Annotated in this window: 25 protein-coding genes and 1 riboswitch; of the genes, 8 read left to right on the forward strand and 17 right to left on the reverse strand. The window is 54.7% G+C overall.

The features are described from left to right. Positions 1-765, reverse strand: coding sequence for a YIP1 family protein (locus tag VMF88_00190; GenBank protein ID HTY09462.1), 765 nt, complete (start codon positions 763-765; stop codon positions 1-3). 181 nt (positions 766-946) lie between these two features. On the opposite strand from VMF88_00190, the gene tmk reads away from it, so the two are divergent. Continuing rightward, the gene (gene tmk / locus VMF88_00195) at positions 947-1,573 is read left to right on the forward strand and encodes a dTMP kinase (protein HTY09463.1); all 627 of its coding nucleotides are present in this window, start codon (positions 947-949) and stop codon (positions 1,571-1,573) included. 43 nt (positions 1,574-1,616) lie between these two features. Here the strand turns inward: tmk and VMF88_00200 are convergent, their stop codons facing one another. Continuing rightward, the gene (locus tag VMF88_00200) at positions 1,617-2,804 is read right to left on the reverse strand and encodes a M14 family zinc carboxypeptidase (protein ID HTY09464.1); all 1,188 of its coding nucleotides are present in this window, start codon (positions 2,802-2,804) and stop codon (positions 1,617-1,619) included. Between the two features lie 374 nt (positions 2,805-3,178). Here VMF88_00200 and tig point away from each other — a divergent pair, with 374 nt between their 5' ends. The 4 genes from tig (at position 3,179) to VMF88_00220 (ending at position 7,767) form a co-directional block, all read left to right on the forward strand. Beyond that, positions 3,179-4,462, forward strand: a complete 1,284-nt coding sequence (gene tig / locus VMF88_00205; protein HTY09465.1) for a trigger factor — start codon at positions 3,179-3,181, stop codon at positions 4,460-4,462. 35 nt (positions 4,463-4,497) lie between these two features. Continuing rightward, positions 4,498-5,136: an ATP-dependent Clp endopeptidase proteolytic subunit ClpP gene (gene clpP, locus VMF88_00210; GenBank protein HTY09466.1), complete on the forward strand. Its 639-nt coding sequence runs from the start codon at positions 4,498-4,500 to the stop codon at positions 5,134-5,136. A gap of 30 nt (positions 5,137-5,166) precedes the next feature. Further along, the gene (clpX, locus tag VMF88_00215) at positions 5,167-6,426 is read left to right on the forward strand and encodes an ATP-dependent Clp protease ATP-binding subunit ClpX (protein HTY09467.1); all 1,260 of its coding nucleotides are present in this window, start codon (positions 5,167-5,169) and stop codon (positions 6,424-6,426) included. A 204-nt stretch (positions 6,427-6,630) separates the two neighbouring features. Beyond that, on the forward strand, positions 6,631-7,767 hold the full coding sequence (locus VMF88_00220) for a hypothetical protein (GenBank protein HTY09468.1): 1,137 nt from the start codon (positions 6,631-6,633) through the stop codon (positions 7,765-7,767). Between the two features lie 32 nt (positions 7,768-7,799). Here the strand turns inward: VMF88_00220 and VMF88_00225 are convergent, their stop codons facing one another. From VMF88_00225 to VMF88_00290, 14 genes are all read right to left on the reverse strand, one after another. Next, a complete protein-coding gene (locus tag VMF88_00225; GenBank protein ID HTY09469.1) occupies positions 7,800-8,522 on the reverse strand; it encodes an RsmE family RNA methyltransferase in 723 nt (240 codons plus the stop codon). 57 nt (positions 8,523-8,579) lie between these two features. Then, the gene (locus tag VMF88_00230; protein HTY09470.1) at positions 8,580-9,914 is read right to left on the reverse strand and encodes a BamA/TamA family outer membrane protein; all 1,335 of its coding nucleotides are present in this window, start codon (positions 9,912-9,914) and stop codon (positions 8,580-8,582) included. A 75-nt stretch (positions 9,915-9,989) separates the two neighbouring features. Beyond that, positions 9,990-10,397 carry a CoA-binding protein gene (locus VMF88_00235; GenBank protein ID HTY09471.1) on the reverse strand — a complete coding sequence of 136 codons (408 nt, stop codon included), beginning with the start codon at positions 10,395-10,397 and terminating at the stop codon, positions 9,990-9,992. After that, positions 10,394-13,297 (reverse strand): aminomethyl-transferring glycine dehydrogenase, encoded by a 2,904-nt coding sequence (gene gcvP, locus VMF88_00240; GenBank protein ID HTY09472.1) that lies wholly within the window; start codon positions 13,295-13,297, stop codon positions 10,394-10,396. The genes VMF88_00235 and gcvP overlap by 4 nt, the downstream gene beginning before the upstream one ends. Positions 13,298-13,327: 30 nt before the next feature. Beyond that, complete coding sequence (gene rnc, locus VMF88_00245; protein ID HTY09473.1) at positions 13,328-14,131, reverse strand: ribonuclease III; 804 nt, start codon at positions 14,129-14,131, stop codon at positions 13,328-13,330. Positions 14,132-14,147: 16 nt separating this feature from the next. Beyond that, complete coding sequence (gene fabF / locus VMF88_00250) at positions 14,148-15,410, reverse strand: beta-ketoacyl-ACP synthase II (protein HTY09474.1); 1,263 nt, start codon at positions 15,408-15,410, stop codon at positions 14,148-14,150. 100 nt (positions 15,411-15,510) lie between these two features. Then, the gene (locus tag VMF88_00255) at positions 15,511-15,747 is read right to left on the reverse strand and encodes an acyl carrier protein (GenBank protein HTY09475.1); all 237 of its coding nucleotides are present in this window, start codon (positions 15,745-15,747) and stop codon (positions 15,511-15,513) included. Between the two features lie 50 nt (positions 15,748-15,797). Then, complete coding sequence (gene fabG, locus VMF88_00260) at positions 15,798-16,544, reverse strand: 3-oxoacyl-[acyl-carrier-protein] reductase (GenBank protein HTY09476.1); 747 nt, start codon at positions 16,542-16,544, stop codon at positions 15,798-15,800. A 20-nt stretch (positions 16,545-16,564) separates the two neighbouring features. Next, on the reverse strand, positions 16,565-17,161 hold the full coding sequence (locus tag VMF88_00265) for a DUF3109 family protein (GenBank protein ID HTY09477.1): 597 nt from the start codon (positions 17,159-17,161) through the stop codon (positions 16,565-16,567). After that, on the reverse strand, positions 17,161-18,078 hold the full coding sequence (gene fabD, locus VMF88_00270) for an ACP S-malonyltransferase (GenBank protein HTY09478.1): 918 nt from the start codon (positions 18,076-18,078) through the stop codon (positions 17,161-17,163). The genes VMF88_00265 and fabD overlap by 1 nt, the downstream gene beginning before the upstream one ends. Before the next feature lie 20 nt (positions 18,079-18,098). After that, complete coding sequence (locus VMF88_00275) at positions 18,099-19,109, reverse strand: beta-ketoacyl-ACP synthase III (protein ID HTY09479.1); 1,011 nt, start codon at positions 19,107-19,109, stop codon at positions 18,099-18,101. Next, positions 19,102-20,145, reverse strand: a complete 1,044-nt coding sequence (gene plsX / locus VMF88_00280; protein HTY09480.1) for a phosphate acyltransferase PlsX — start codon at positions 20,143-20,145, stop codon at positions 19,102-19,104. Before plsX ends, VMF88_00275 begins: the two co-directional genes overlap by 8 nt. Before the next feature lie 69 nt (positions 20,146-20,214). Continuing rightward, positions 20,215-20,397 (reverse strand): 50S ribosomal protein L32, encoded by a 183-nt coding sequence (gene rpmF / locus VMF88_00285; GenBank protein HTY09481.1) that lies wholly within the window; start codon positions 20,395-20,397, stop codon positions 20,215-20,217. A 23-nt stretch (positions 20,398-20,420) separates the two neighbouring features. Continuing rightward, positions 20,421-20,948, reverse strand: coding sequence for a DUF177 domain-containing protein (locus VMF88_00290; protein ID HTY09482.1), 528 nt, complete (start codon positions 20,946-20,948; stop codon positions 20,421-20,423). 348 nt (positions 20,949-21,296) lie between these two features. Continuing rightward, positions 21,297-21,491: riboswitch (Lysine riboswitch) on the forward strand. A 119-nt stretch (positions 21,492-21,610) separates the two neighbouring features. On the opposite strand from VMF88_00290, the gene dapB reads away from it, so the two are divergent. Genes dapB through VMF88_00305 form a run of 3 tightly spaced genes read left to right on the forward strand, consistent with a single transcriptional unit; the run spans position 21,611 to position 24,121 of the window. Further along, positions 21,611-22,348 carry a 4-hydroxy-tetrahydrodipicolinate reductase gene (dapB, locus tag VMF88_00295; GenBank protein ID HTY09483.1) on the forward strand — a complete coding sequence of 246 codons (738 nt, stop codon included), beginning with the start codon at positions 21,611-21,613 and terminating at the stop codon, positions 22,346-22,348. A 25-nt stretch (positions 22,349-22,373) separates the two neighbouring features. Beyond that, a complete protein-coding gene (gene dapA, locus VMF88_00300) occupies positions 22,374-23,279 on the forward strand; it encodes a 4-hydroxy-tetrahydrodipicolinate synthase (GenBank protein HTY09484.1) in 906 nt (301 codons plus the stop codon). Next, positions 23,276-24,121: a 2,3,4,5-tetrahydropyridine-2,6-dicarboxylate N-succinyltransferase gene (locus VMF88_00305; protein HTY09485.1), complete on the forward strand. Its 846-nt coding sequence runs from the start codon at positions 23,276-23,278 to the stop codon at positions 24,119-24,121. Before dapA ends, VMF88_00305 begins: the two co-directional genes overlap by 4 nt. A 42-nt stretch (positions 24,122-24,163) precedes the next feature. Here the strand turns inward: VMF88_00305 and VMF88_00310 are convergent, their stop codons facing one another. Further along, on the reverse strand, positions 24,164-24,454 hold the full coding sequence (locus VMF88_00310) for a DUF3276 family protein (GenBank protein ID HTY09486.1): 291 nt from the start codon (positions 24,452-24,454) through the stop codon (positions 24,164-24,166). Between the last annotated feature and the right edge of the window lie 5 nt (positions 24,455-24,459).

Consider the following 24,459-nt stretch of genomic DNA (forward strand, 5'->3'; position numbering starts at 1 on the left):
TCATCCTCCGAAATTGACCAGCACGGTCGCCGCCGTCCAGATCCCCCACAGCACTCCCACCGCCCCAAGAGCCTTCCCCGTCGACACGGAGAACAATTTCCCCAGCCCGACCGCTACGACAAACAGGAACCAAAAATTGAACACACTGATCGCGCTCAACAGCTTATGGACGGTATTCGACGGATCGTATTGAGAAACTGCCAGCGCCAGGCTCGGCGTGGCATAGAGCGATCCCATTGCGACCGCGAGGAGCAATGTTATAATCGACCCGAGCACAAAAATATACATCGAGAGACCGGTGACCTCGAGAGTTTTTGCGTACGTCGCCGATGATTTGAACACCCATTTTCCCGTCAACCAAAAGACCAGAGATAAACCGAACAACATGAACGCCATGATGAATGCTGCACCGACCGAGCCGGTGATCATAAATAACGGCGACCCGGGTTTCGGGACCATCGTCATGGCCTGATCAACCTGCTCCTGCGTCATCTTGCCGCTCTCGACCCGTTTCTGAAACGCCTTGTCCTGCTGATCGCGCATCTGATCTTGGATCGGCGCTTGGGAGAACGCCACCAAGACAAAGATAATACTGACGATGACCGTAAAAATGAAAGGGAGCGACCAGTTCGATGTTTGTTTCTCGCTTTTTGCAACATAGTCGAACAATTCGCCGGGGGCGGAAAAAACATTCATCACTTTATCGGAATGTGACATCTCCGAACTCTCTTTTTGTGCAGCGGGCGTCGTATTCATTTCATCCATACTTCCTCCGATTCGTAGGATTCAAAACTAGGTAATTAAACCTTGGCTGGGGATTCCTTGGGGACAAGTATACTAAATATGCATCGCAGTGTCAACGCCGGGCCGGCTAGACGCATGCTTTCCTTCCTTGCAAAATCGGCCTAAATTAAGTACCATGGTTCAGCCAACGCAAGGTCATTGAATGTTCATCTCGTTTGAAGGATTAGACGGTTCGGGGAAAACGACGCAGGCGGCGCTTCTTGTTGACAAGCTGCGGAGCCAGAGCTATATCGTCGAATTTTTCCGGGAGCCCGGGGGGACCGAGATCTCGGAGCGCATCCGGGAAATCCTATTAGATAAGAAAAATCTCGGCATGAGCCAGATCACCGAACTCTTCCTCTTTTCGGCGGCCCGCGCGCAGCTTGTCAACCAGGTGATCAAGCCCGCTCTTCTCGACGGAAAGATCGTGATCTGCGACCGCTACGTGGATTCGACGACGGCGTATCAGGGGTACGGAAGAGGTCTGAGACTCGGAGCGGTCAAAACGATCAACGCGGTGGCGACCTTCGGACTGCTCCCGGAGATCACCTTCCTGATCGACGTTCCGATCGACGAAATCATCGAACGGCGGCACAAGAGCGGGGTTGCGATCGACAGGATGGAAAGCAGCGGGAGGGAATTTTATGAAAAGATCCGCCAGGGGTATCTCGAGCTTGCAAAAGAAGAGCCGAAGCGCATCCAGCTGATCGACGGCTCGCTCCCCGCAGAGATCGTTCAGGATGAGATCTGGAAAACTCTTTCCGTTCGTCTCCCCCGGAAAATTTCCTGAACAACCATCATCCCCATTGTGACCTTTCGCCTGCGCGGCGACATCAGTACACGCGGTCAAATTCTCTGAGCAGTTTTTCCAGATCCACTTCCCTGTCCATAGCGACTTCACTCCCCTTGATCGACCTCCCTTTGGCATCGATCAGCCGAAACGACGAATAGTTGCTCAGGTCGCCGATGTCGACGACCTTGTGCTTCTGACGTACGACGCCGTCCTGTCCCGCAGATTCTTCCGTGTTCACGCCGATGTCGACGATAACGGAGGCGATACCCTCTCCGAATGTCAGTGTAATTCCGCTGATGATCGTGTCGCAAAGACTTTTCGTGTTCTCGGGGAGTTCTTCGTAATGAGCAACGTCGGCCTGCTCGTACTCACCGCTTGCGATGGAATAACATATCGCGAGAAGGGCGACGCAGTTCAATTTTCTGATGGACATTTTTTCAGGGTCTCCCTTTGCCCCTCCCGATTCGATCAGCACGGTGCTCGTCCCCCATTTTTGGATATTATCGCCGAACGCGCGCGGCTCGAATGAATCATCGTAGCGCGATACGTGCCCGTCGATAAAACGGGAAAAAATATCCGTCAGACGCGCCGCGACCTTTTTCGCCCGGATCCGTACTGCATTCTCGCTTTTGGCATGATCGTATGTCGGAGCGAGAAGGGCGATGGTGGCGACTTTTCCGGTCGAGCCGACGGTATAGCGCGGTTCCTGGTCGTGAAGATTGAACCCGAATTCGGGGGAATATTTATCGCGCATCTGTTTTAAAAGCCTCGCCTCAGCCGTCTGCAGCTGCAGCGCATCCCGGTTGATGTCGATGCCGTGGACGCTCCGTCGCTGGAAACGCTCGGCCCCGTCGGGGTTCAGCATCGGAATAATAAGGAGCGTCGTCTCTTCCAGTATCTTTTTGACTTCCGCGGAGTTTTTATTCCTGCCTATGTACGACAGCATATCGAGAATCCCCACCGTCGCCGTCGGCTCATCGCCATGCATTTGCGACCACATGAAAATTTTCTTTTTGCCGGAACCGATGGTCAGCAGGTTGATCGATCTCCCTTCGGAAGATTTTCCGATCTGATCGATCGCAAGAATCCCTTGCATCGGCGCCCGGAGCGAATTGAGAAGGGGGATCAGTGCACCATGCTTCAGCCGTTTCGACGTAATTTCGTTGACGCTGTAGCTTTCATAGGAATCAAAAAGGGCCTGTGCGAATCTGCTTACTTCCGGGTTCATCTCTATCCTGATGTGGTCGATAGTGCTGTTAAACCGATGAGGCTTTTTGAGTGATTAATGTAAGAACATTTTTTGAAATTTCATAAATATGAGTCGCAATCGGCGGTGATGCGGTTCGAGAATCTCCCCTCTCGCTCCCATCCTGAGTTTGGGAGCGGCACCGGCGCCATGTCTTTCGGCTGGTGGTTTCACCCCGTTCCCAGTGGGAGATTGGGAACGGAAGAACCCTTGCCAAACGCTCCTACCGTGGAACTGCAACACTGCCCCCCAATCCTTTTATTGATTTTCCGGGCAATGTTTCGTATTTTAAGTAAAATTATCGCGAATTATCGGGAACGGAGAAGTTCGATTCCCTACAGCAAAGGAGTATTTGAGTGGAAGTATCATTAAAAACAGTGACAGAATGCGACCAGGAAATCGCCATCAGCCTTTCGCCGGAAGAACTTGCCCCTCATTTCGAGGCGGCATATAAAAAAGCGGCGCCGTCGATCGAGATCAAGGGGTTCCGCAAAGGGAAGGTCCCAATTTCCCTCATCAAAAAATACTACGGAGAAAGCGTCGAGGCCGATGCGCTGGACGATATCGCAAACGAATCGTTCAAAAAGACGATCGAGGAGAAGAAGATCCAGCCGATCGGCACGCCGACGATAGTCGACATGAAATACAAGCGGGGAGAGCCCTTTTCATTTACAATAAAATACGAGGTTAAACCGTCTATTACTCTAAAGGATTATAAGAGCATTCCTGTCGAGAAGTACGTCCATCCGGTCAAGGACGAGGAAGTAGAGTCGGAAATAAAACGGCTGCAGCACATCAACGCGACCTTTGAAGAAGCGAAAAAGGTGGACGGCCCGGAATACGTCGTGACCGCGGACCTTCAGGACACGGATGAAACCGGAACGCCGCTCATCGGACAAAAGCGGGACGGGATGCGGATCTACCTGAACGAGCCTTCGACCGAGCAGGAGATAAAGGACGCCCTGAGATCGGCGGAGGTCGGCGGCGTGTATAAGGTGAGCTTCGAACATAAGCATGATGACCACACGCACAAAGTGCACATGCAGATGACCGTGAAAAAGGTCGAGAAGGTGATCCATCCCGACTTCAACGACGAGCTCGTCAAAAAGATTACGAAAGAAAAATATTCGAACGCTGCGGAATTCCGCAAGGAACTGAGGGCGGACCTTGAGCGGTATTGGAACGACCGGACGGACAAACGGATGGTCGACGACCTGACGAACGAGATCGTCCGCAGACACGAATTTGCGGTCCCCGAGGCGCTGGTCAAGAGCTTCACCGATTCCTACATCGACGAATTGAAGAACCAGCAGAAGAGCAAACAGCTGCCGCGCGGGTTCGACGAACAGAAATACCGCGAAGCGGCGCGGCCGACGGCGGTCTGGCAGGCAAAGTGGGCGCTGATCCGCGAGCAGATCCTCGCGAAGGAGAATATCAAGGTCGAAGACGCCGATGTCGAGACCCTTGCCGAAGAAGAATCGAAAAAGCTGAACATCGACAAAGAGCGACTCATGAATTTTTACAAGACGTCTGAAACGGCCGGCGACCGTATCCTCAACGATAAGCTGATCGCCTTCCTGAAGCAGAACTCTGCGGTCAAGGAAACTGTTACAGACGACACAACAAAGCTATTGTCATAACTCCGCTCATTTATCCAGAAAGGATTTTTTGCGAAATGCTCTATTCTCAAGGACCGCATGATGTCTATAACCAGCTCGTTCCGATGGTCGTCGAACAGACCAGCCGCGGCGAGCGCGCGTTCGATATTTTCTCCCGACTGCTCAAGGAACGGATCATCTTCGTCGGAAGCGCCATTGACGACGCTGTGGCAAGTTTGATCGTTGCCCAGATGATCTTCCTGGAAGCCGAGGATCCGGAAAAGGACATTCACCTCTACATCAACAGCCCCGGAGGGAGCGTTACCGCCGGACTTGCAATTTACGATACGATGCAGTATGTTCGTCCGGATGTCTCGACGATGTGCGTCGGCATGGCCGCAAGCATGGGGGCCGTGCTTCTGCTCGCCGGCACGAAGGGGAAACGGAAGGCCCTTCCCAACTCGCGGATCATGATCCATCAGCCGTGGGGAGGCGTGCAGGGAACGGCGTCGGACATCAGCATTCAGGTGGACGAAATTCTTGCGACGAAGATCCGGTTGAACGAGATCATCTCTCATCATTCGGGAAAGTCGATCGAAGACGTGAACCGCGACACCGACCGGGACAAGTACCTCTCGGCCGAAGAAGCAAAGGCCTACGGCATCATCGACGCCGTGCTGACGAAGCGGACGGCCGAGCCGAAGAAAGAAAAATAATTCTCACAGCGTCATTTTCGGGATAGTTCGATGAGTCAAAAACCAAAAGGAGACGAAAAGATCCGCTGTTCGTTCTGCGGACGCGGGCCTGAGGAAGTTTCCAGCATCATCGCCGGTCCGGATGTCTATATCTGCGACCATTGCGTTTCGAGCTCGGTGGACATCATCCGGAACAACATGGCCGCTTTCCCGAAGAAGAAGGGAAAAGGAAAGTCCGGGCTGACCCCCGAGCAGCTGAAAGAGGCGCTCGACCAATACGTCATCGGCCAGGACCAGGCGAAGAAAACTCTTTCGGTCGCCGTGTACAACCATTACAAGCGGATCGATTCACAAGACCACCTTCAGGCCCTCGACGATGTCGAAATTGAGAAGAGCAACATTCTCCTGATCGGTCCGACAGGAACCGGTAAGACGCTTCTGGCGCAGACGTTAGCACGAATTCTCGATGTTCCGTTTGCCATCGCCGATGCGACGACCTTGACCGAAGCGGGATATGTCGGCGACGACGTCGAGACCATTCTTGTCTATCTTTTGCAAAATGCCGAATACAATGTCGAGCGCGCCGAACGGGGCATCGTCTACATCGACGAGATCGACAAGATCTCGCGGAAGAGCGACAGCGCGTCGATCACCCGGGATGTTTCGGGCGAGGGAGTGCAGCAGGCGCTGCTGAAGATCCTCGAGGGAACCATTGCCGGCGTACCGCCGAAAGGGGGACGCAAGCATCCCGAACAGAGCCTCATCAACGTCAACACGAAGAATATTCTCTTCATCTGCGGCGGCGCGTTTGAAGGACTCGATAAGATCATCGCGAAACGCGTCAGCCAGAATCCGATGGGTTTCGACGCCGACCTGAGGGGGAAAAAAGATTACAGCACCGACGAATATTTGAAGCAAGTCGAGCCGGACGACCTGCTGAAGTACGGTCTCATTCCCGAGTTCATCGGCAGGCTTCCGGTGATCTCGTCCCTCCATTCTCTCTCGGAAGATGCGTTGATGAACATCCTCGTCGAGCCGAAGAACGCGCTGGTGAAGCAGTTCCAGAAGCTGTTCAAGTATGAAGGAGTAGAGCTGGAATTCGAGGAAGGGGCGCTGAGAGCGATCGTTCAGAAAGCAATGGCGCGCGGAACCGGCGCCCGGGCGTTGAGGGCGGTGATCGAAGAGATGATGGTCGATATCATGTACTACCTCCCTTCGCGGCCGGAAATCACAAAGTGCATCATCACAAAAGATACGATCGCGAAGAAGAAAGATCCTGAGTATCTTTTCGAGGAACGGAAATCCGCCTAAGCGATAATTCTGCCGCATAACAAGAGGCCGATCTCGACAACGAGATCGGCTTTGTTGTCTTGTCCCCCTTTTTCATTTCTCTCCGCGGTCATCCTGTTCGGACGACGCCTCATCCATCGCCGCATATCGGTGGCAAGAAATCGTTTGCTTCCCGACGAATTTTCTGTTAGGTTTTGCTCCCCAAGAATGCAGAGGAGTTCGTCGATGACTATCAGAGAACATTCTCTTTCCATTGTTGCAGTCGCCTGCGCGCTCACGGTTATTGGCTGCGGAGAAAGCCAGGTTCTCCTCGACCCGGATTATTCCAGACAAGAGCTGGTATCGAACAAGATCATCGGCTCGGACGTGAAGGTCACCTCCGTCGTCGACCGCCGGGCTGTCGACCCCTACACCATCGGTAGCGCGGAGACAGGCCTCTTTAACACGACGGTGCCCTACCGCGTCACTATTCCAGTGGCTGAATTCGTCAAAGCGGCGCTCGATTCCCTCCTTCCGGCGTCCCCTTCGAATGCCAACGTTCCGGTCGAGGTGTTCATCGACTCCATGGAAGTAAGAGAGGATAATTCTCAATATTTTGACGTCGGCATTTTTGATGCAAAGATCATTTTCAAGGGGAGGTTCATCAGAGAATCCGCCGAATCCGTCACTGTAAGGGTTTATGAAACAGTCAGGACCGGGGATGATGTGACGAAGTTCCTTGAACTGCTGATCTACAAAGGAATTGTCGATTGCAGCCGCGATCTTTCGGCTGGGGCTAAAATCTTGGATTACCCGTGGAGCGCCGTTCCTCGTGATTCAGCGAACGCTGCTACAAAGAGTGCCCTTCAACGTCCGAATGCTGGAGAGAACGTCATCGGAGAGGATAACAAATCGAAGACGGAGGTTTGTCAGGACATTGATTTCATGTATTTCCGCGGCGGGAAAATTCAAGCGGGGTACCGCTTCGCATACAATTCGTTCGGTCTGAAAGAGAGCTCGGCGGTCATGCTCGGCTATGGCGCCCATTTCGAAGTGCTTCGCATCAACAATACCGACAACAACATCAACGGGACCATGGTCACCTTTGGAGGCCATATCGGGTTCAGGTGGCTTACTAGCGACCGGCCGGTATCTCCGTTCGTCGGCGGGACCGCAGCCTTGACAGGCGGCGACGAAACGGTCCACAACGCCAATGGAATGGAAACCTCGTTCTTCTTCGGGCCGATTCTACGCGAGACCGTCGGTTTTTCATTCGATAAGCAGGGGTATCTGGAAATCGGGTTCTTTGAAATGAAATTATTCAGGTCGACGATGTTGCCGTATGATACCGGCATTACGGCAGGGGTGGCCATGGGGTTTTGAGGGACCCGGTTGCACCCTCGGGCAGGTACGCCTCAATAGTTCCCGATCACCCACGTCGCCGCAGCAATGGCGGCGGTCTCTGTCCGCAGCCGGCGCTTGCCGAGCGAGACCTGGACGAAACCCGCATGTTCTGCCAAGTGAATCTCTTCCTCCGTAAAGCCTCCTTCGGGACCGATCACGATCAGGGCCGACGTCGGCTTCGGCCTGTGGCGAAGAGCTTCCGTAATAAAGAGAACCTCGTCGGTCTGCTCGTACGGAATGATCTTCAGATCGAACACGCTTGCATGACGAAGGACGGATTCCATATCCGTGAGGGGGTACATTTGCGGAAGGTAACTGCGCCCCGATTGCTTCATGGCCGCCAGCGCGATCTTCTTCCACCGATCTTCCCTGGAAGAATGGGCGACGGTGCGCGAGGTCGAGACCGGAATGAACCTGCGGATGCCGAGTTCGGTCCCCTTTTCAACCAGCCATTCCATCCGCGAAGGATTTTTAAGAACGGCAACGGCCAGCGTCACCTCGATTCCCGGTTCGTTGAGCCGTTCATGGACCGAGAGGATCTCGCACTCGATCGAAAGCTGATGAATGGAACGAATGACAGCCTCATAGGCCCGGTCGACGCCGTCCACAACCCACAGCAATTCGCCCTCGGACTTTCTCAGCACTCTGACGATGTGCTTCGATTCTTCTCCTTCGATCGTGAGGTAGTGTTCCCCTATGTTTGCCGGCTCCGTATAAAAAAATTCTTTGGCCACGACGAGCTGTCCCTTTTTAGTGCGACAATAGTTTCAATAACGAGTATTCCGGCTGTTTCACAAAGAGGCGCCGAGATCGAGAATGACTTGTCCGTTGTGAAAACCCGGACCGCCGAAGGCGTATTCGACGCGCCCGACAAAACTGTACGAGAAGAGCAAATTCAATCCCGCGCCGAAGCCCGAGAGGAAATTGTCCACCGCCACCGGTTGATTCCTGTACCACACCGTTCCTGCATCTCCGAAGATTGTGAAGTAAAGAGCATACCGAATATCCCGGAACTGCTCGATCGGAATTTCGTCCACGCGCAGATAGGCGGGAGAAACAACCGGGATACGGAGTTCCGCCTTCGCGCCCAGAATGTCGTCTCCTTCAACAATCGTCTGAAATCTTCCGCGGATCCTCTCGCCGTACCCGAAAAACACATGTCCGTAATTCGGGTCGTCCCCTCCCTGCACCATGCTGCCGAAAAGGCGGAAGGCGAACGACGAATTATAATAGACCGGTATGTACCGCCGAACATCAGCGGTGTATCGCTGGTAGTCGACGTATTGATTGCCGACGCCGTATTTCGAAATATCGAATGTCGCCAGGGTGCCGAGCCGCGAGTACTCGCCCAGGTCCCGGGTATCGTAAACGTAGTCGGCATGCAAGGAAAAAAAATTGTCCGTGCCTGTTGGAGAGAGTGTCCGCCCGGCCCGATTGTCGGAGACGCTCAGGTTGGTATATTCGATCGTGATCGTAGCCGTTGTATAAAGTGAAAATCGCTTGCCGAACGCCACCTGTCCGTCGATCAATTTTTCATCGAAGTTCGGCCCCGAATCGAGAGACACGAGGCTGAGGTTCTTTTGGATCGAGTACGAGGCCTTGGTCGAGAGGTAGAGATTATCGTCGGGGTCGAATGAGTGGTCGACATACTGCAGGGAAACATACGGGTCGTAGCCGAGCGCAAACTGGGTATTCACAAGCTCGTTCCGCCCGCGGAAATTCGTATGGACGACCCCCGCGCCGTAGTAAAAATGCGTCCACTCATGATCCTTGAACCCGGCGATCGGAAACGGATAAAAATACCATCGTTCGCTGACGTACACGATCAGCGTTGCCGTCGTGGAATCCGGGACGACGTGAATGTCGACTTTATTGAAGAGTTCGAGGCTGTAGATGCGGTTGATGTCGTAGGCCACCGCTTCGTGCGTCACGAGGGAACCGACCTTGAGGGACATTTCGCGCTCGATGATGAAATCCTTCGTGAGTTCGTTCCCTCCGATGACCACGCTCGAGACGCGAAGAGCCGAATCGGGAAAATCTTCCTGCGCCGTTAGCGTCGAATCCTGCGCGAGGCCGATGAACGGTAACCAGGCAATGACGGTAAGAAGCAAAACGGGGAATTTCATTCAGGTACCGGCGATAAAAAAATAGACTTGAAACAGCGGCGTTCTCAAGTCTACTTTCAACATACGACAAAAAAATCAGCGCATCAAGGCGCGATATTCGATCGCGATGCAGCGGTCCATGATCACCGTGATCCCCGCCGATTCCGCCTTCGCTGCCGCCCGTTCGTTAACGACGCCAAGCTGCATCCACACGCATTTTGCGCCGACAAGAATCGCCTCGTCAACAACCAGCTCGACCTCGCTGGAAGCGCGAAAGATATCGACGATGTCGATCTTCTCCGGCAGCGCCGTGAGGTCCGGGTAACATTTCATGCCGAGCACCTCTTGGTACTTCGGGTTCACCGGATAGACGGTGTAATGCTTCTCCGAGAGAAACTGCGCGATCGACCCGCTGTCGCGCCACGGTTTCGGGGAGGCGCCGACGACGGCGATGGTCTTTGCCGATGTCAAGATCGATTTGATCCCTGTGTCATCCGTGATCATTGCGCCTGCTCTTCTGCGTACGATTCGATCGGCGGACAAGTGCAAACGATATTCTTGTCGCCGTAGGTGTTGTTAATTCTCCCGACGCTCGGCCAGAACTTATGGTGACGGAGTTCTGCGGCAGGATAGACTGCCTTCTCACGTGAGTATGGATGACGCCACTCGGTCTTCGTGGCCTCCAGCGCCGTGTGCGGAGCGTTCTTCAGGACATTGTCTCCCTGGTCCGCGGTGCCGGCGGCGACCTCCTCGATCTCCTTCTTGATGGCGATAAGCGCATCGGCAAACCTGTCAAGCTCCGCCTTCGACTCGCTCTCGGTCGGTTCGACCATCAGCGTATCGTGGACGGGAAAGGAAACGGTCGGAGCGTGGAAGCCGTAATCCATCAGCCTCTTTGAAATATCTTCCACGTCGATGCGGCATTTCTCCTTGAACTCTTTCATGTCGATGATGAACTCGTGAGCGACTCTCCCGCGGCTCCCCTGGTAGAGAATGCGGAAGTGCGGCTCAAGCTTGGCTTTCAGATAATTTGCGTTGAGGATCGCGTACCGTGTTGCTTCCCGTACTCCTTCGGCTCCGAGCATTTTGATATAGGCGTACGAAATGAGCAGGATGCTTGCACTCGACCATGGCGCCGACGACACTGCATGAAGCGCTTTCTCTCCGCCAGTCCTTACCACGGGATGCCCCGGCAGGAACGGAGCGAGATGCTTTGCAACGCAAATCGGTCCCATTCCCGGCCCGCCGCCGCCGTGCGGAATGCTGAAGGTCTTATGGAGGTTGATGTGGCACACGTCCGCTCCGATCGCCGCCGGACTCGTCACGCCGACTTGTGCATTGAGGTTAGCGCCGTCCATGTACACCTGACCGCCGTTCTCATGGACGATGCTGCAAATTTCCTTCACCCGTTCCTCAAAGACACCATGCGTTGACGGATAGGTCAGCATCAGCGCGGCAAGCGTCTCTTTGTATTGGACTGCCTTGGCGCGCAGGTCGGCGACTTCAACGTTCCCGGCATCATCGCATCCTACAACAACGACTTTCAGTCCCGCCATAGCGGCGCTGGCAGGATTCGTGCCGTGGGCCGACGAGGGAATCAGTGCGATGTTCCTGCCTCCTTCTCCCCGCTCGGCATGGTATGCACGAATGACGAGGAGCCCGGTAAACTCTCCCTGCGCTCCGGAATTCGGCTGGAGCGAAGCCGACGACAATCCCGTGATCGTGCACAGGGCCGATTCAAGTTCTTTGAAAATCTGCTGATATCCCTCCGCTTGATTGAGCGGGGCAAACGGATGAAGCCCTGCGAACTCCGGCCAGCTCACCGGCATGAGCTCCGTCGCCGCGTTGAGTTTCATCGTGCACGAGCCGAGGGGAATCATCGAATGTGTAAGCGAGAGATCCTTGTTCTCGAGACCCTTGATGTACCGCATCATCTCCGACTCGGAGTGGTGCATTGAAAAAATCGGATGCAGGAGATACGGAGTTGTCCGGGCAAAAGGTTCAGGATACTCGATTTCCAGTGAAGAATACTTTTTGCCGATATCGCCATGCGAATGAGGCGCATGATTGGCGTGGGCAAACAGTTCTTTTACCGCCGCAACGTCTTCGAGCAGTGTGGTCTCGTCCAACGAGATGCCGATATGCGTTGCATCGATGCGGCGGAAATTGTAACCGGCGGCGACTCCCGCGCTCATGATCGCGTCGGTGTGTTTCCCCGCCCCGATCGCCAGCGTGTCAAACCAGACGCGGTTCAGCTGCCTGTAGCCGAGGTCCGTCAATTCTTTGTTCAGGATCTCCGAGAGAAGGTGGATCCGGGACGCGATATTCCTTATGCCCCCCGGACCGTGATAGGCCGCATACATCCCAGCCATGATCGCAAGAAGCGCCTGGGCGGTGCAAATATTCGACGTCGCCTTTTCACGGCGAATATGCTGCTCGCGGGTTTGCAGCGTCATGCGGTATGCTTTATTGCTCTGCGCATCGACGGAAACCCCGATGATCCTACCGGGCATATGGCGAATGAACTCGCTCTTCGTCGCAAAATACGCTGCGTGCGGCCCGCCATAGCCCATGGGGACTCCGAACCGCTGGGTCGATCCGACGACGACATCGGCGCCAAATTCACCCGGCGGCGTCAGCAATGCCAGGCTCAGCAGATCGGCTGCAACAAGGGCTAAGCCCCCCTGTTCATGCACGCCGGCGATGAACTGCCGATAATCGACCACCGCCCCTTGCTCGTCAGGATATTGGACGATCGCGCCAAAATACGAACCGTCAAATTTCGTCTTCTCATGATCGCCAACGACAAGTTCGATACCGATACATCGCGCCCGGGTCTTAATGACATCGATAGTTTGGGCAAAACATTTTTCCGAGACAAAAAAACGATTCCGCGGCACGCCGTTCAGGTTCTTATTGACGATGCCGTAGACCATCGCCATTGCTTCGGCCGCAGCCGTCCCCTCGTCGAGCAGGGAGGCGTTCGCCACCTGCATCCCCGTCATATCGATCACCATGGTCTGGAAATTGAGGAGGGCTTCCAATCTCCCCTGAGAAATCTCGGGCTGGTACGGCGTATACTGGGTGTACCAGCCGGGATTTTCAAAGATATTTCTTTGAATCACTGCCGGCGTTATGCAATTATAGTAGCCTTGCCCGAGCATCGATTTAAGGACCTTGTTCCTGGCGGCGGTCTTCCTCATTTCCCCGATGAAAGCATATTCGCTGACAGGCGGGGGAAGGTTCAGCGGCTCCTGCATTTTTATGCTGGAAGGAATCGTTTCATCGACCAGCGTATCGAGGGAATCGGTCCCGATCGTTTGAAGCATCGCTCCGAGGTCTTCGCTCGCGGGGCCGAGATGGCGGGATTGGAATTTATCTTCTTGCAAGATCGGATTGTTCATTTCAATACTGTTAAGATCATCGGTTGGTCTTCAGGAGGGTAAAGGCTCCTTCACCTCCGGGTGCTGCGCCAACAGCGAAAGCACATTGTGCGCCGCAGCTTGTTCAGCTTCTTTTTTATTTTTTCCCACCCCGACCCCCGTTTTCCCTTCACCGGCCGAAACCTCAACGGTGAATGTCCGGTCATGGTCGGGCCCCTCTTCTTTTGTGATCGTGTAATGCGGAAGGGGGAGGCCGTTTGCCTGCGCGTATTCAAGCAGCGCGCTTTTATAGTTCTCGTTCGCTTCCTGGAGGCTCCCTTCGGCCAGCATCTTCTTCAACTGCCGCTCGACGAATCGTTTTGCTTCTTCTAGCCCGCCGTCAAGGTAGACGGCGCCGATCACCGCTTCGTACGCATCGGCAAGAATCGTCTCTGCCCCTTTTTCGACCGTCTGAGCTGCGCTGTTGCTGAGAAGGAGAAAATCGCGCAGGTGAATTTCCTTTGCATAGTGCACCAGCGCTTTCCGGTTCACCAGCCTGGCCCTCATGATGGTCAGGTCCCCTTCTTCCGATTCGGGATAAAGCCGGAACAGGCGCTCGGCGACCACCATATTCAGTATTGAATCGCCGAGAAATTCGAGTCGTTCGTTCGAATGGATTTCCGACACTTCGGCAAACTGCAGGTACGACCTGTGGAGAACTGCCTGAAGAAAAATGCGCTTCGACCGGATGCGGTACTGGAGAGCGTGCTCGAATCGCTTGAAGTCAACCTTGGAATTGAGTTCGGAAAAAGAGTGCGCTGATGGTGAAGGCGCGGTGCGGAATAGATTTCGGACCCATTGACGTAAACTGCTCACACCGGTACTTGTCCTCTTAGTTCTCCTGATATTTTCTGAAGAGCAGCGTAGCGTTGTGACCGCCGAACCCGAACGTGTTGCAGAGTGCGATGTTCACTTCCTTCTCGATGGAAGCATTTGGGACGTAGAACAGATCGCAATCCGGATCGGGCGTCTCATAATTGATGGTGGGGTGGATCTTGTTCTCCACAATGGACATGACGGTGGCGATCGAGCCGACCGCCCCCGAAGCGCCGAGCAAGTGTCCGACCAGCGATTTGGTCGAATTCACGGCAAGCTTCTTCGCATGCTCGCCGAAGACCGTCTTCATCGCGGCGGTTTCGTTCTTGTCGTTCGCCGGCGTCGACGTGCCGTGGGCATTCACGTAATCAACGTCGTCCGGCGAAACTCCCGCATCCCGGATTGCGGCTTTCATCGAACGGACCGCCCCTTCGCCGCCGGGAGCAGGGTCGGTGATGTGATGAGCGTCTGCCGTAAACCCGACGCCTGAGATCTCGGCATAAATTTTCGCCCCGCGGCGTTTCGCATGTTCAAGTTCTTCGAGGATGAGGACGCCTCCTCCTTCCCCCATGACGAACCCGTCGCGGTCCTTATCAAAGGGACGGCTGGCCTTCTGCGGCGCATCGTTGCGCGTGGAAAGGGCCCGCAAGGCGTTGAACCCGCCGATCCCCATCGGGCATATCCCCGCCTCCGAACCTCCGCTCAGCATCAGGTCAGCGTCGCCGCGCTGGATCAGAATAAAAGCATCACCGATCGCGTGGGAGGCCGTCGCGCACGCAGAGGTCGTCGCGTAGTTCGGTCCTTTGAGGCCGTACTTCATCGAAATTCTTCCGGCGGCAATATCCGCGATCATCATCGGGATGAAGAACGGGCTGATACGGTGCGGTCCCTTGGTTTCGACGAGCGTTTCGTGCTGCCGCTGGAAGGTGAGCATCCCGCCGATGCCCGAACCGAAGATGATGCCGGCACGGTCGCCGGAAATTTTGGAAAAGTCGACCGCCGCGTCTTTCACCGCCTCGTCGGCTGCGGCAAAAGCGTACTGGGTGAACGGGTCGACGCGCTGCACCGTTTTCCGGTCCATATAATTCAGCGGGTCGAAGGCCTTCAGCTCCGCGGCAAACTTCGTGTCGTACTGCGTTGTATCGAAATAGGTGATCGGGGCTGCGCCGCTGATGCCGGCAAGGGCGTTCTTCCAGAAATCCGAGACCGTCAGGCCGATCGGCGTAACGGCGCCCATTCCGGTGACGACAACACGACGCGCTTTCCCGTTAAACGACATAGCTTGTTCCTTTGCTGCTTGTCAATCCGTTGTAAGAACGTGATGCCGGACATTCGCCGGCATCACGCTTGAACTTCATCGAGCATTCCCCGTATAGATGTCAGGAAACTTTTCCCGACAAGTATTTGATCGCATCTCCAACCGTCGCAATCTTCTCCGCATCCTCATCGGGAATTTGAAGGTTGAATGCTTTTTCAAATTCCATCACCAGCTCGACGGTGTCTAATGAATCAGCGCCGAGATCATTCGTAAACGATGCTTCCGGGGTAATCTGTGCCTCGTCAACGCCAAGTTTGTTCACAATGATCTCTTTTACTTTTGCGGATACATCAGCCATACGGGTATCTCCTTCTGTTAAGTGATTATACTGCTTTAGAACATTGACAATTACATGACCATGCCGCCATCAACACAGAGGACCTGACCGGTGATATAGTCCGCGTCCGGTGATGCAAGGAAACGAACCACCCCAGCAACTTCTTCCGGTTTTGCGATCCGTTTTAACGGAATCATGGCTAAGATAGCTTCTTTTTGTTTCTCATTCAACTTCCCGGTCATATCCGTTTCGATGAATCCGGGAGCGACCACATTCGCCTGAATATTGCGGGATGCAAGCTCTTTTGCGATGGATTTGGTGAACCCGATAACCCCCGCTTTCGACGATGCATAATTGGCCTGCCCGGCGTTGCCGGTGATGCCGACAATGGAGGAGATGTTAATGATCTTTCCCGCCTGTTGGCTCATCATTTGGCGGCACGCCGCCTTTGTGAAGCTGAAAACGCTTTTCAGATTGGTCGTGATCACCGCATCCCAGTCACTCTCCGACATCCGCATCAGCAATCCGTCCTTCGTAATGCCGGCGTTGTTGACGAGAATATCGATCCTTCCGAATTCCTGGATCACCTTCTGTACGATCTCATTCGCCTGGTTAAAATCAGAGGCGTCCGATTGATAGCCGACCGCCCGTTTTCCCTTCGCCTGGAGATCGGCCGCAATGGCATCGGCCGATTCTTTTGAGCTGCGGTAGGTGAACGCAACGTTCGCTCCGGCTTCGGCAAGAGCAACGACGATCGCTTTGCCGATCCCCCTTGTCCCTCCCGTCACGAGCGCGATCTTATTCTGTAATTGCATGATGGTCGTTTGAGTTCAGTTGGTCATTGTTGTTGAGCGGCACCATACGCTTTTTGTAGTGCCGTCAGTTCTGTATAGCCGTCCTTTCCAAGGACAAACTCCAGTTCTTCCCTGCACGCTTCGACCAGGGTCGTTTCCCGGTTGTCGATGAACGAACAGCATGTTGTCTTTTCGTGCAAAAAATCGTCGAACGTCACTACTCCGTCATCGACGGAGATCGGGAACGCCACACAGTAAAACGGCTTCAGGGCCCATCGGCCAAGCTTCTCCTCCGTCCCGGCTATTTGCAGACTGCACATTCCTCTTTTATTGAGGAAGACGCATTTATCATTCACCACTTCGGTTCCCAAAGTTTTGCCGGAGGGAAAATCTCCGTCATCCAGCACCTCGTTGTCGAACCACCGGGAGTCGTCGGTCGTTTGCGTCTCGTCCATGTATTTCTTGACCGTCTCTTTATGGGAAAGGATCAATTCTTTCTCCTTGAGGTCGATGTACACTCCTGCTTCGCAGCAGGTCGATTCGCACGCAAACGGTCCGCACCCTTTTGAAAATCCCTTTTCAAAAAGGATCGGGTCGACCTCGTACTTCCCAACGCGCATCGCCTCTCCGTTCCGTCCCATTAATTTTTCGCCGCTGCAACAGTTGCTGCGGTGTCAAAGCCGGCGATCGCAGCTTCCGGCGCGATTCTCTTGACGAGTCCCTGAAGAACTTTTCCGGGGCCGGTCTCGACGAAGGTCGAAGCCCCATCCGTAGACATATTCCTGATCGTTTCTTCCCACCTGACCGGGCTGGTCACTTGCTCGAACAAAAGGGTTCGGATCTCGCCAGCCTTCCGCACCGGTTTCGCCGACACGTTTGCATAGACCGGGATCTGTGCATCCCGAATGGCCGTTCTGTCCAGAGCCGATTTCAATCCATCCTTCGCCGATCGCATCAACGGGGAATGAAAGGCGCCGCTGACGACGAGTTCCTTCACCAATTTTGCGCCGCGCTGTTTAGCCAATTCCATCGCCTTGCGAACTCCGGCGACCGATCCCGAGATGACGATCTGTCCCGGAGAATTAAAATTAGCGGCCTGCACAATTCCGTCGCTCGATGCCGCGCGGCAAACTTCCTCGATCGTTTGTGCTTCAAGTCCGACGACCGCCGCCATCGTCCCAGGATTCTCTTCTCCCGCCTTCTGCATCAGCTCTCCGCGCAGACGAACGAGCTTCAACGCTTCCTCAAAGGCGATCGCCCCGGCGGCGACAAGTGCCGAATATTCTCCGAGGGAGTGGCCGGCGGTCATCGCGGGGTCGCCGGGTTTGAGAATATTCCAGACGGCAATGCTGTGGAGAAAAATCGCCGGCTGGGTATTTCTGGTCTGTTTGAGCTCTTCTTCGGGCCCGTCAAAACAGATCTTCGACAGGGAAAAACCGAGGACCTTGTCGGCTTTCGCGAACAGAGCTTTGGCCGCATCAAATTCGGCGCACAGATCCTTTCCCATCCCGACGTATTGCGAGCCTTGTCCCGGAAAAATATATGCCGTTGTACCCATGTTCCGCTGCGATCCGATCCTTAAACCGACTTCGGCCCGTCAATTCCCCACTTCACCAGCACTGCTCCCCAGGTATACCCTGCGCCGAAACTCGAAAGTACCAGGTTGTGCCCTTTCTTGATTTTTCCCGCTTCCCACCATTCGGACAGGCAGAGGGGAATGGTCGCAGCGGTGGTGTTTCCGTAGCGGTCGATGTTGATCATCACCTTGGATTTGTCGATCTCCATCCGCTCCGCACATGCGTCGATGATGCGCAGGTTCGCCTGGTGCGGCACCAGCCAATCGACATCTTTGCCGGTGAGGTTGTTCCGCTTCATGATCTCGGCGGAAACCTCCGCCATGCCGATCACCGCCACCTTGAAGACCGCCTTTCCGTCCTGATAAATATAGTGCATCTTCTTATCGACGGTTTCATGGGTGGATGGACGAAGACTTCCGCCTGCTGACATGTGAAGCGCGAACCCGCCGGAACCGTCCGTATAGAGTTTATGATCAAGAATGCCGACGGTATCGTCGGAGGTCGGCTCAAGCAGAACCGCCGCTCCGGCATCGCCAAAAAGAATGCATGTGTTCCGGTCTGTATAATCGACGATGGAACTCATTTTGTCGGCGCCCACGACCACGACGTTCTTATACGCTCCTGTTTCGACCAGCTGAGAACCGATCGTGATCGCATAGACAAACCCTGAACAAGCGGCGTTGAGGTCAAAGCCCCACGCTTTCTTCGCCCCGATCTTCTCCTGGATGATGCACGCGGTTGCGGGGAAGAACATATCCGGCGTTACCGTAGCGACGATGATCACTTCGATCTCTGATGCGTCCATGCCGCGGCGGGCCAGCATATTTTTCACAGCGTTGGAACCTAAATCGGACGTTCCTCCTTCTGCAAGAATGCGGCGTTCGCGGATTCCAGTTCGAGTCCGGATCCACTCGTCGTTCGTGTTGACCATTTTTTCGAGGTCGTGGTTCGTGAGAACCTTTTCCGGAGCGTAATGGCCGACGGCCGTGATCATTGCTCGTATTCTACCCATTCATTCCTTCGGAGCTGTTTTCGCGTAATGATTGTTCGATATGAAAATTGATTTTCTTGTTCACCATCTCTTCAGCGCGGAGGATCATGTTCGAGATCGCTTTCGGCGTTGAACTGCCGTGCCCGATGATCGTCACGCCGTTCACTCCCAGAAGGGGGACGCCGCCGAATTCCTGATAATCGAAATCTTTGAAGATCTTCCTCAACGGATTCCGGAGAAGTCCCATCAACACCTTCTGTACTGTTCCCTGTTCGGCGTAGTCCTTGAATTTTACCTTCAAGAACGACGGAACGCTTTCGGCAAACTTCAGAAGAACATTGCCGACAAAGCCGTCGCAGACAACGACGTCGGCTTTCCCGCGGAGGATATCGCGCCCCTCCACGTTGCCGATGAAATTCAATTTCCCTTTCGCGGCTGCAAACTTCGCATAGGCCTCTTTTGCAAGGTCATCCCCCTTCGATTCTTCCTCGCCGACGTTGAGCAAGCCGACCCGCGGGTTCTTCTTCTTGAAGATGTACTCCGCATAAATGCTCCCCATGGCGCCGAACTCGAACAGAAAATGCGGTTTGCTGTCGGTCACCGCGCCGGCATCGACGATGAGGGTCGGTCCGGTTTCGGAAGGAAAAATCGCTGCCACCGCCGGGCGGCTGACGCCGGGGATCCTGCCGAGGAGGAGCGTGGATGCTGCGGTCACCGCCCCCGTGTTCCCTGCGCTGACGAACGCATCAACCTTCTTTTCCTTGTGCATCACCATGCCGACGACGAGCGACGAACCGGGCTTCTGCTTCAGCGCCACGACCGGAGAATCGTGCATAGCGATCACATCGTTCGCCGGGACGACGGAAAGCGAAAGGCCGTCGGCTTTTGTTTTGGCTAGCTCGGCCGCAATTTCCTTTTCTTTTCCCACCAGCACAACGTCGAACCTGTTTCCGGTCCGGCGCAGAATGTCCACGGCTCCCCGCACTTCGTGAGAAGGGGCAAAATCTCCCCCCATCGCGTCGACAGCGATCCGCAGTTTTCCCTCTGCGTGGTTCAAAGCATTTCCACCAGGACTATGGCTGAATGTTTCGACGTCAGTTGTTTACGGGCATCCGCTTGCGCGATGCTACGCTTCTTTCGGGATGATAATCGAACGGCCGTTGTAGTAGCCGCAGTTCGGACAGGCACGATGCAGGAGTTTCGGCTCCCGGCAGTTCGGGCATTCCGCTAACGACGGCGTCGTTGCCTTGTAATGCGTGCGACGCTTCCGGCCGCGAGTTTTTGAGTGGCGGCGTTTCGGGTTTGGCATTGCGGTAATTCCTTATAGTAAATTTAGTTCTTCTTCTTTGACATTGAAACTTCAACGAGCTCCGCGAGCTTGTTCCACCGGGAATCGCTTTTGTCGGGAGCACAATCACAGCTGCCGCCGGCAGCGTGATTCAAATTCTTTCCGCACCTCGGGCAAAGCCCGGCGCAGTTTTCCTTGCATAACAGCTTCAGCGGTACCGCAACAAGCAGCGTGTCGCGGACGGCGTCGGAGATATCGATGATATTGGTGTCCGCCCGCAATATCCGGATGTCCTCTTCCCGATCAGCCGAGCGCTCTTCGCCATCCCACACGTAGACGATCTGAAAGGAAGGAGAAATCTCTTTCGTAAATTCGTCCAGGCACCGGTCGCACTGAAACGAGGCGCTCGACCGTACACCGGCCCGCAGAAGAATCTGCCTGGATGATTTTTCGAGCGTCACATGCGACGTGACCTCGCCGAGAAAATGCTCGTGCAACTCGAGCTCAGCAGCGCTTTTTGACAGCTTGTATTCATGTGTTCCCTGCGAAAGGTTCGAAATGTTGATCTTCACCTTTTCCTCCTGCTATTGCAACATCCTGATCCGACCTCGCACCGCATTTCCCGTCAAAATCGACCGCAATTGTCAAAAAACGAGCCGCCGCTCAAAAAAAACCTGCTAAATATACCCAAAAACGACGAGAGAGTCAAGAATAGAGGAGATCGTCAGCGTTGGAGAGTCAACGTGCCTCTCCCCGGACCTATAATAATTTGTCATTCCGTGCCGGCGACTGACCGGTCATGCTTTGCGGCAGCAATATAAAATATTTCCACAGTATCCGGTTCCGGGCAGCATCGTAAGCGAAGAGGCGGCGTTTCTCTCATCAGGTCTTGACAACGACGGCATAATTGCGTTAATTACAGCTGTCTTAGAGGAGCGGTACGCATGAGTAGCTGAAGCGAGAGCGAAACAGCTCGACGACCTTCATCGAAAGGGTAAGTACACCGTGCCGCCGAAAGTTGTGCGTATTGTTTCTGCAAACAACTTGGGTTGCAGCGTGAAGAACCTGCAAACTGTCATCCCGTCCGATAGGCGGGATGGAGCGCTAACGACGATCTGCATAGACGTTCGGCGAACTGCTCCGGCAGGAGGAAGAAAATCTCATTCGTTCGATCAGAAAAGTAGAGAGTCCAGCGCTCATCTACTTTTTTCTTTTTTAAACGAAGGCTAAACGAATGAAGATCATCTTGCTTGGATACGGACGGATGGGACGGGACGTCGAACAGGCAGCGCTGGAACGAGGGCACAGCATCGTTGCGCGGTACGACATTAACGCCCCGCTTCCGGCCATCAGTTCTCTTCCCCCTGCACTGCAAGGCGCCGAATGCGCCATCGACTTCAGCGCACCGGACGCGACCGAGCATCATATCCGCTCGCTCGGGCCGCTTCATATTCCTCTCGTCGTCGGAACCACCGGCTGGAACGACCGGCTGCCGGCACTTCTCGAATTTATCCGTCAGTGCAAAGGGACGATCCTCTACGCATCGAATTTTTCTGTCGGCGCGAACATTTTTTCCCACGCGGCCGCCGAAACGGCAAAGCTTATCAACCGTTTCTCCGATTATGACATTGCCATCCACGAGATCCACCACAAGATGAAAAAAGATGCGCCGAGCGGGACAGCGTTGACGCTGGCCAAAACGATCCTTCAGCACGTGCAGCGCAAGACGGAAATTATCACGGCCCTGAACAACCGGCAGATCCGGCCGAACGAACTTCTCGTCTCGAGCAGCCGTATCGGCGACGTTGCGGGAACGCATAGTGTGACCTTCGAATCCCCGGCCGACGCGATACAACTGACGCATACTGCGCACAATCGCCGCGGTTTCGCCCTTGGGGCGGTCTGGGCGGCTGAATGGCTGCAGGGGCGCAGCGGCATTTTTACGATGGAAGACTTCTTATTCAAAACGTAATATTCATTTTTCAAGAAAGGATCTCATGTCATCACAATTTTCCTTTAGAGGGGTCGCCACTGCTCTCGTCACGCCAATGCAACTCGCTGACGGTGCGGTCGACGAACGGGCGCTTCGTGCGCTGGTCGACTTTCAGATCACCAACGGCGTGAACGGACTGGTTCCCTGCGGAACTACCGGCGAAAGCGCAACGCTCAATCATGCCGAGCACCATCACGTCATGGATGTCGTCGTCGACCAAACGGCGGGCCGGGTTCCCGTCATCGTCGGCGCCGGCAGCAATTCAACGCACGAAGCAATTTCGCTGACGCAGCACGCACGGGCGATCGGGGCGAACGCGGTACTTTCCATCGCTCCGTATTACAACAAACCGACGCAGGAAGGATTCTACCAGCACTACAAAGCGATCTCCGAAGCGGTCGATATTCCGATCTTTGTCTATAATGTCCCCGGAAGGACGGGGAGCAACATCAACGCGGAAACAACGCTGCGCATCTCTGAACTGCCGGGCATCGCCGGCATTAAAGAGGCTTCGGGGAATATGGGACAGGTGATGGAAATCCTTCGCCACCGACGTTCAAATTTCACCGTCCTGTCGGGAGACGATGCGCTGACGTTGCCGATGATGGCGCTGGGAGCGGATGGAGCGATCTCCGTCGTGGCGAACGAAACGCCGAGACTCTTCTCTTCAATGGTGAAGCATTGCCTCGAGGGAAATTTCTCCGAAGCCAGGGCCATTCATGAAGAGCTGCTTCAATTGATGAACCTTAATTTTATTGAATCGAATCCGATCCCCGTGAAAGGCGCGTTGGCCATCATGGGATTGATCGAAGAAGCGTACCGTCTTCCGCTCACGCCGATGACCACCGACCACAGGTTTGCGGTCCGCCGGGCGCTCGAAGAACTTCACCTCATGGAAACGCACCGATGAACCTCACGGCCGAAACCCTTCCGTCGATCATCGAAGAGCTTTCATCCGCCGAGAACGGCAAAGACCGTAAGGCCGAAGAGAAGGTCTTCGAGGCTTTCATTGCGCTTCTCGACGCCGGAACGATCCGCGCGGCAGAAAAGGCCGGCGGAAAATGGGTCGTGCATGCATGGGTCAAGAAAGGGATTTTGCTCGGGTTCAAGATCGGCGCTCTCCAGAAAATTCCGTCGCCGAACCCTTTTTCGTTCTTCGATAAACACACCTATCCGACCAAGACATTGTCGGCAGAAAGCAATGTGCGCATCGTTCCCGGCGGCACGACGGTCCGGCGCGGCGCGTACCTTGCGCCGGGAGTGATCATGATGCCTCCGTCCTACGTCAACGTCGGTGCGTACGTCGGAAAAGGGACGATGATCGATTCACACGCCCTCGTGGGCTCGTGCGCGCAGATCGGGGAACGGAATCACATCAGTGCCGCGGCACAGATCGGAGGAGTGCTCGAACCGGTGAATGCCATGCCGGTCATTATCGAGGACGAGGTCATGGTAGGGGGCAATTGCGGAATTTACGAAGGGACGATCGTCAAAGAGAGGGCCGTGATCGGCGCCGGGGTCCTGCTCACCGGATCGACGCCGGTCTACGACTGCGTCAACAAAGTTACGATCAGGAAATCAGACTCGGGATCGCTCATCATTCCTGAGAACGCCGTCGTGGTCGCAGGTTCGCGTGCGATGACGACGGATTTTGGACGGGCTCACGGTCTCAGCCTCTACACACCGTTGATCGTCAAATACCGGGATTCACGGACCGACGCGCATACCGCGATGGAAGAGGCCCTGCGGTAACGCGAAGATCTCCAAAGAACCCGAAGGTTCTGAGAGGAACCCTCAGACTTTTTCTTCCACTGCGGGCTGGGCTGGCGCCGGAGGCGCGACCAGAAGTTCATCCTGAACGTAGTCGACCGTCTCCATCAGGGCGTCTGCAAACTTGTCAAAATCCTCTTTGTACAAGAAGATCTTGTGCTTCTCGTATTCCTCTTCTCCAACCCTTTTGCTTTCCGTGATCGTGATATAAAAATCCTTCTCCGATTTCGTTGCCTTGACGTCGAAAAAATACGTACGTTTTCCTGCCCGCACGCGTTTCGTGAAGATCTCATCCTTATAGGTTGAATTTTCCAATTCAA

The sequence above is a fragment of the Bacteroidota bacterium genome (assembly GCA_035506275.1).
Taxonomy (GTDB): domain Bacteria; phylum Bacteroidota; class Ignavibacteria; order UBA10030; family UBA8401; genus JAGVPT01.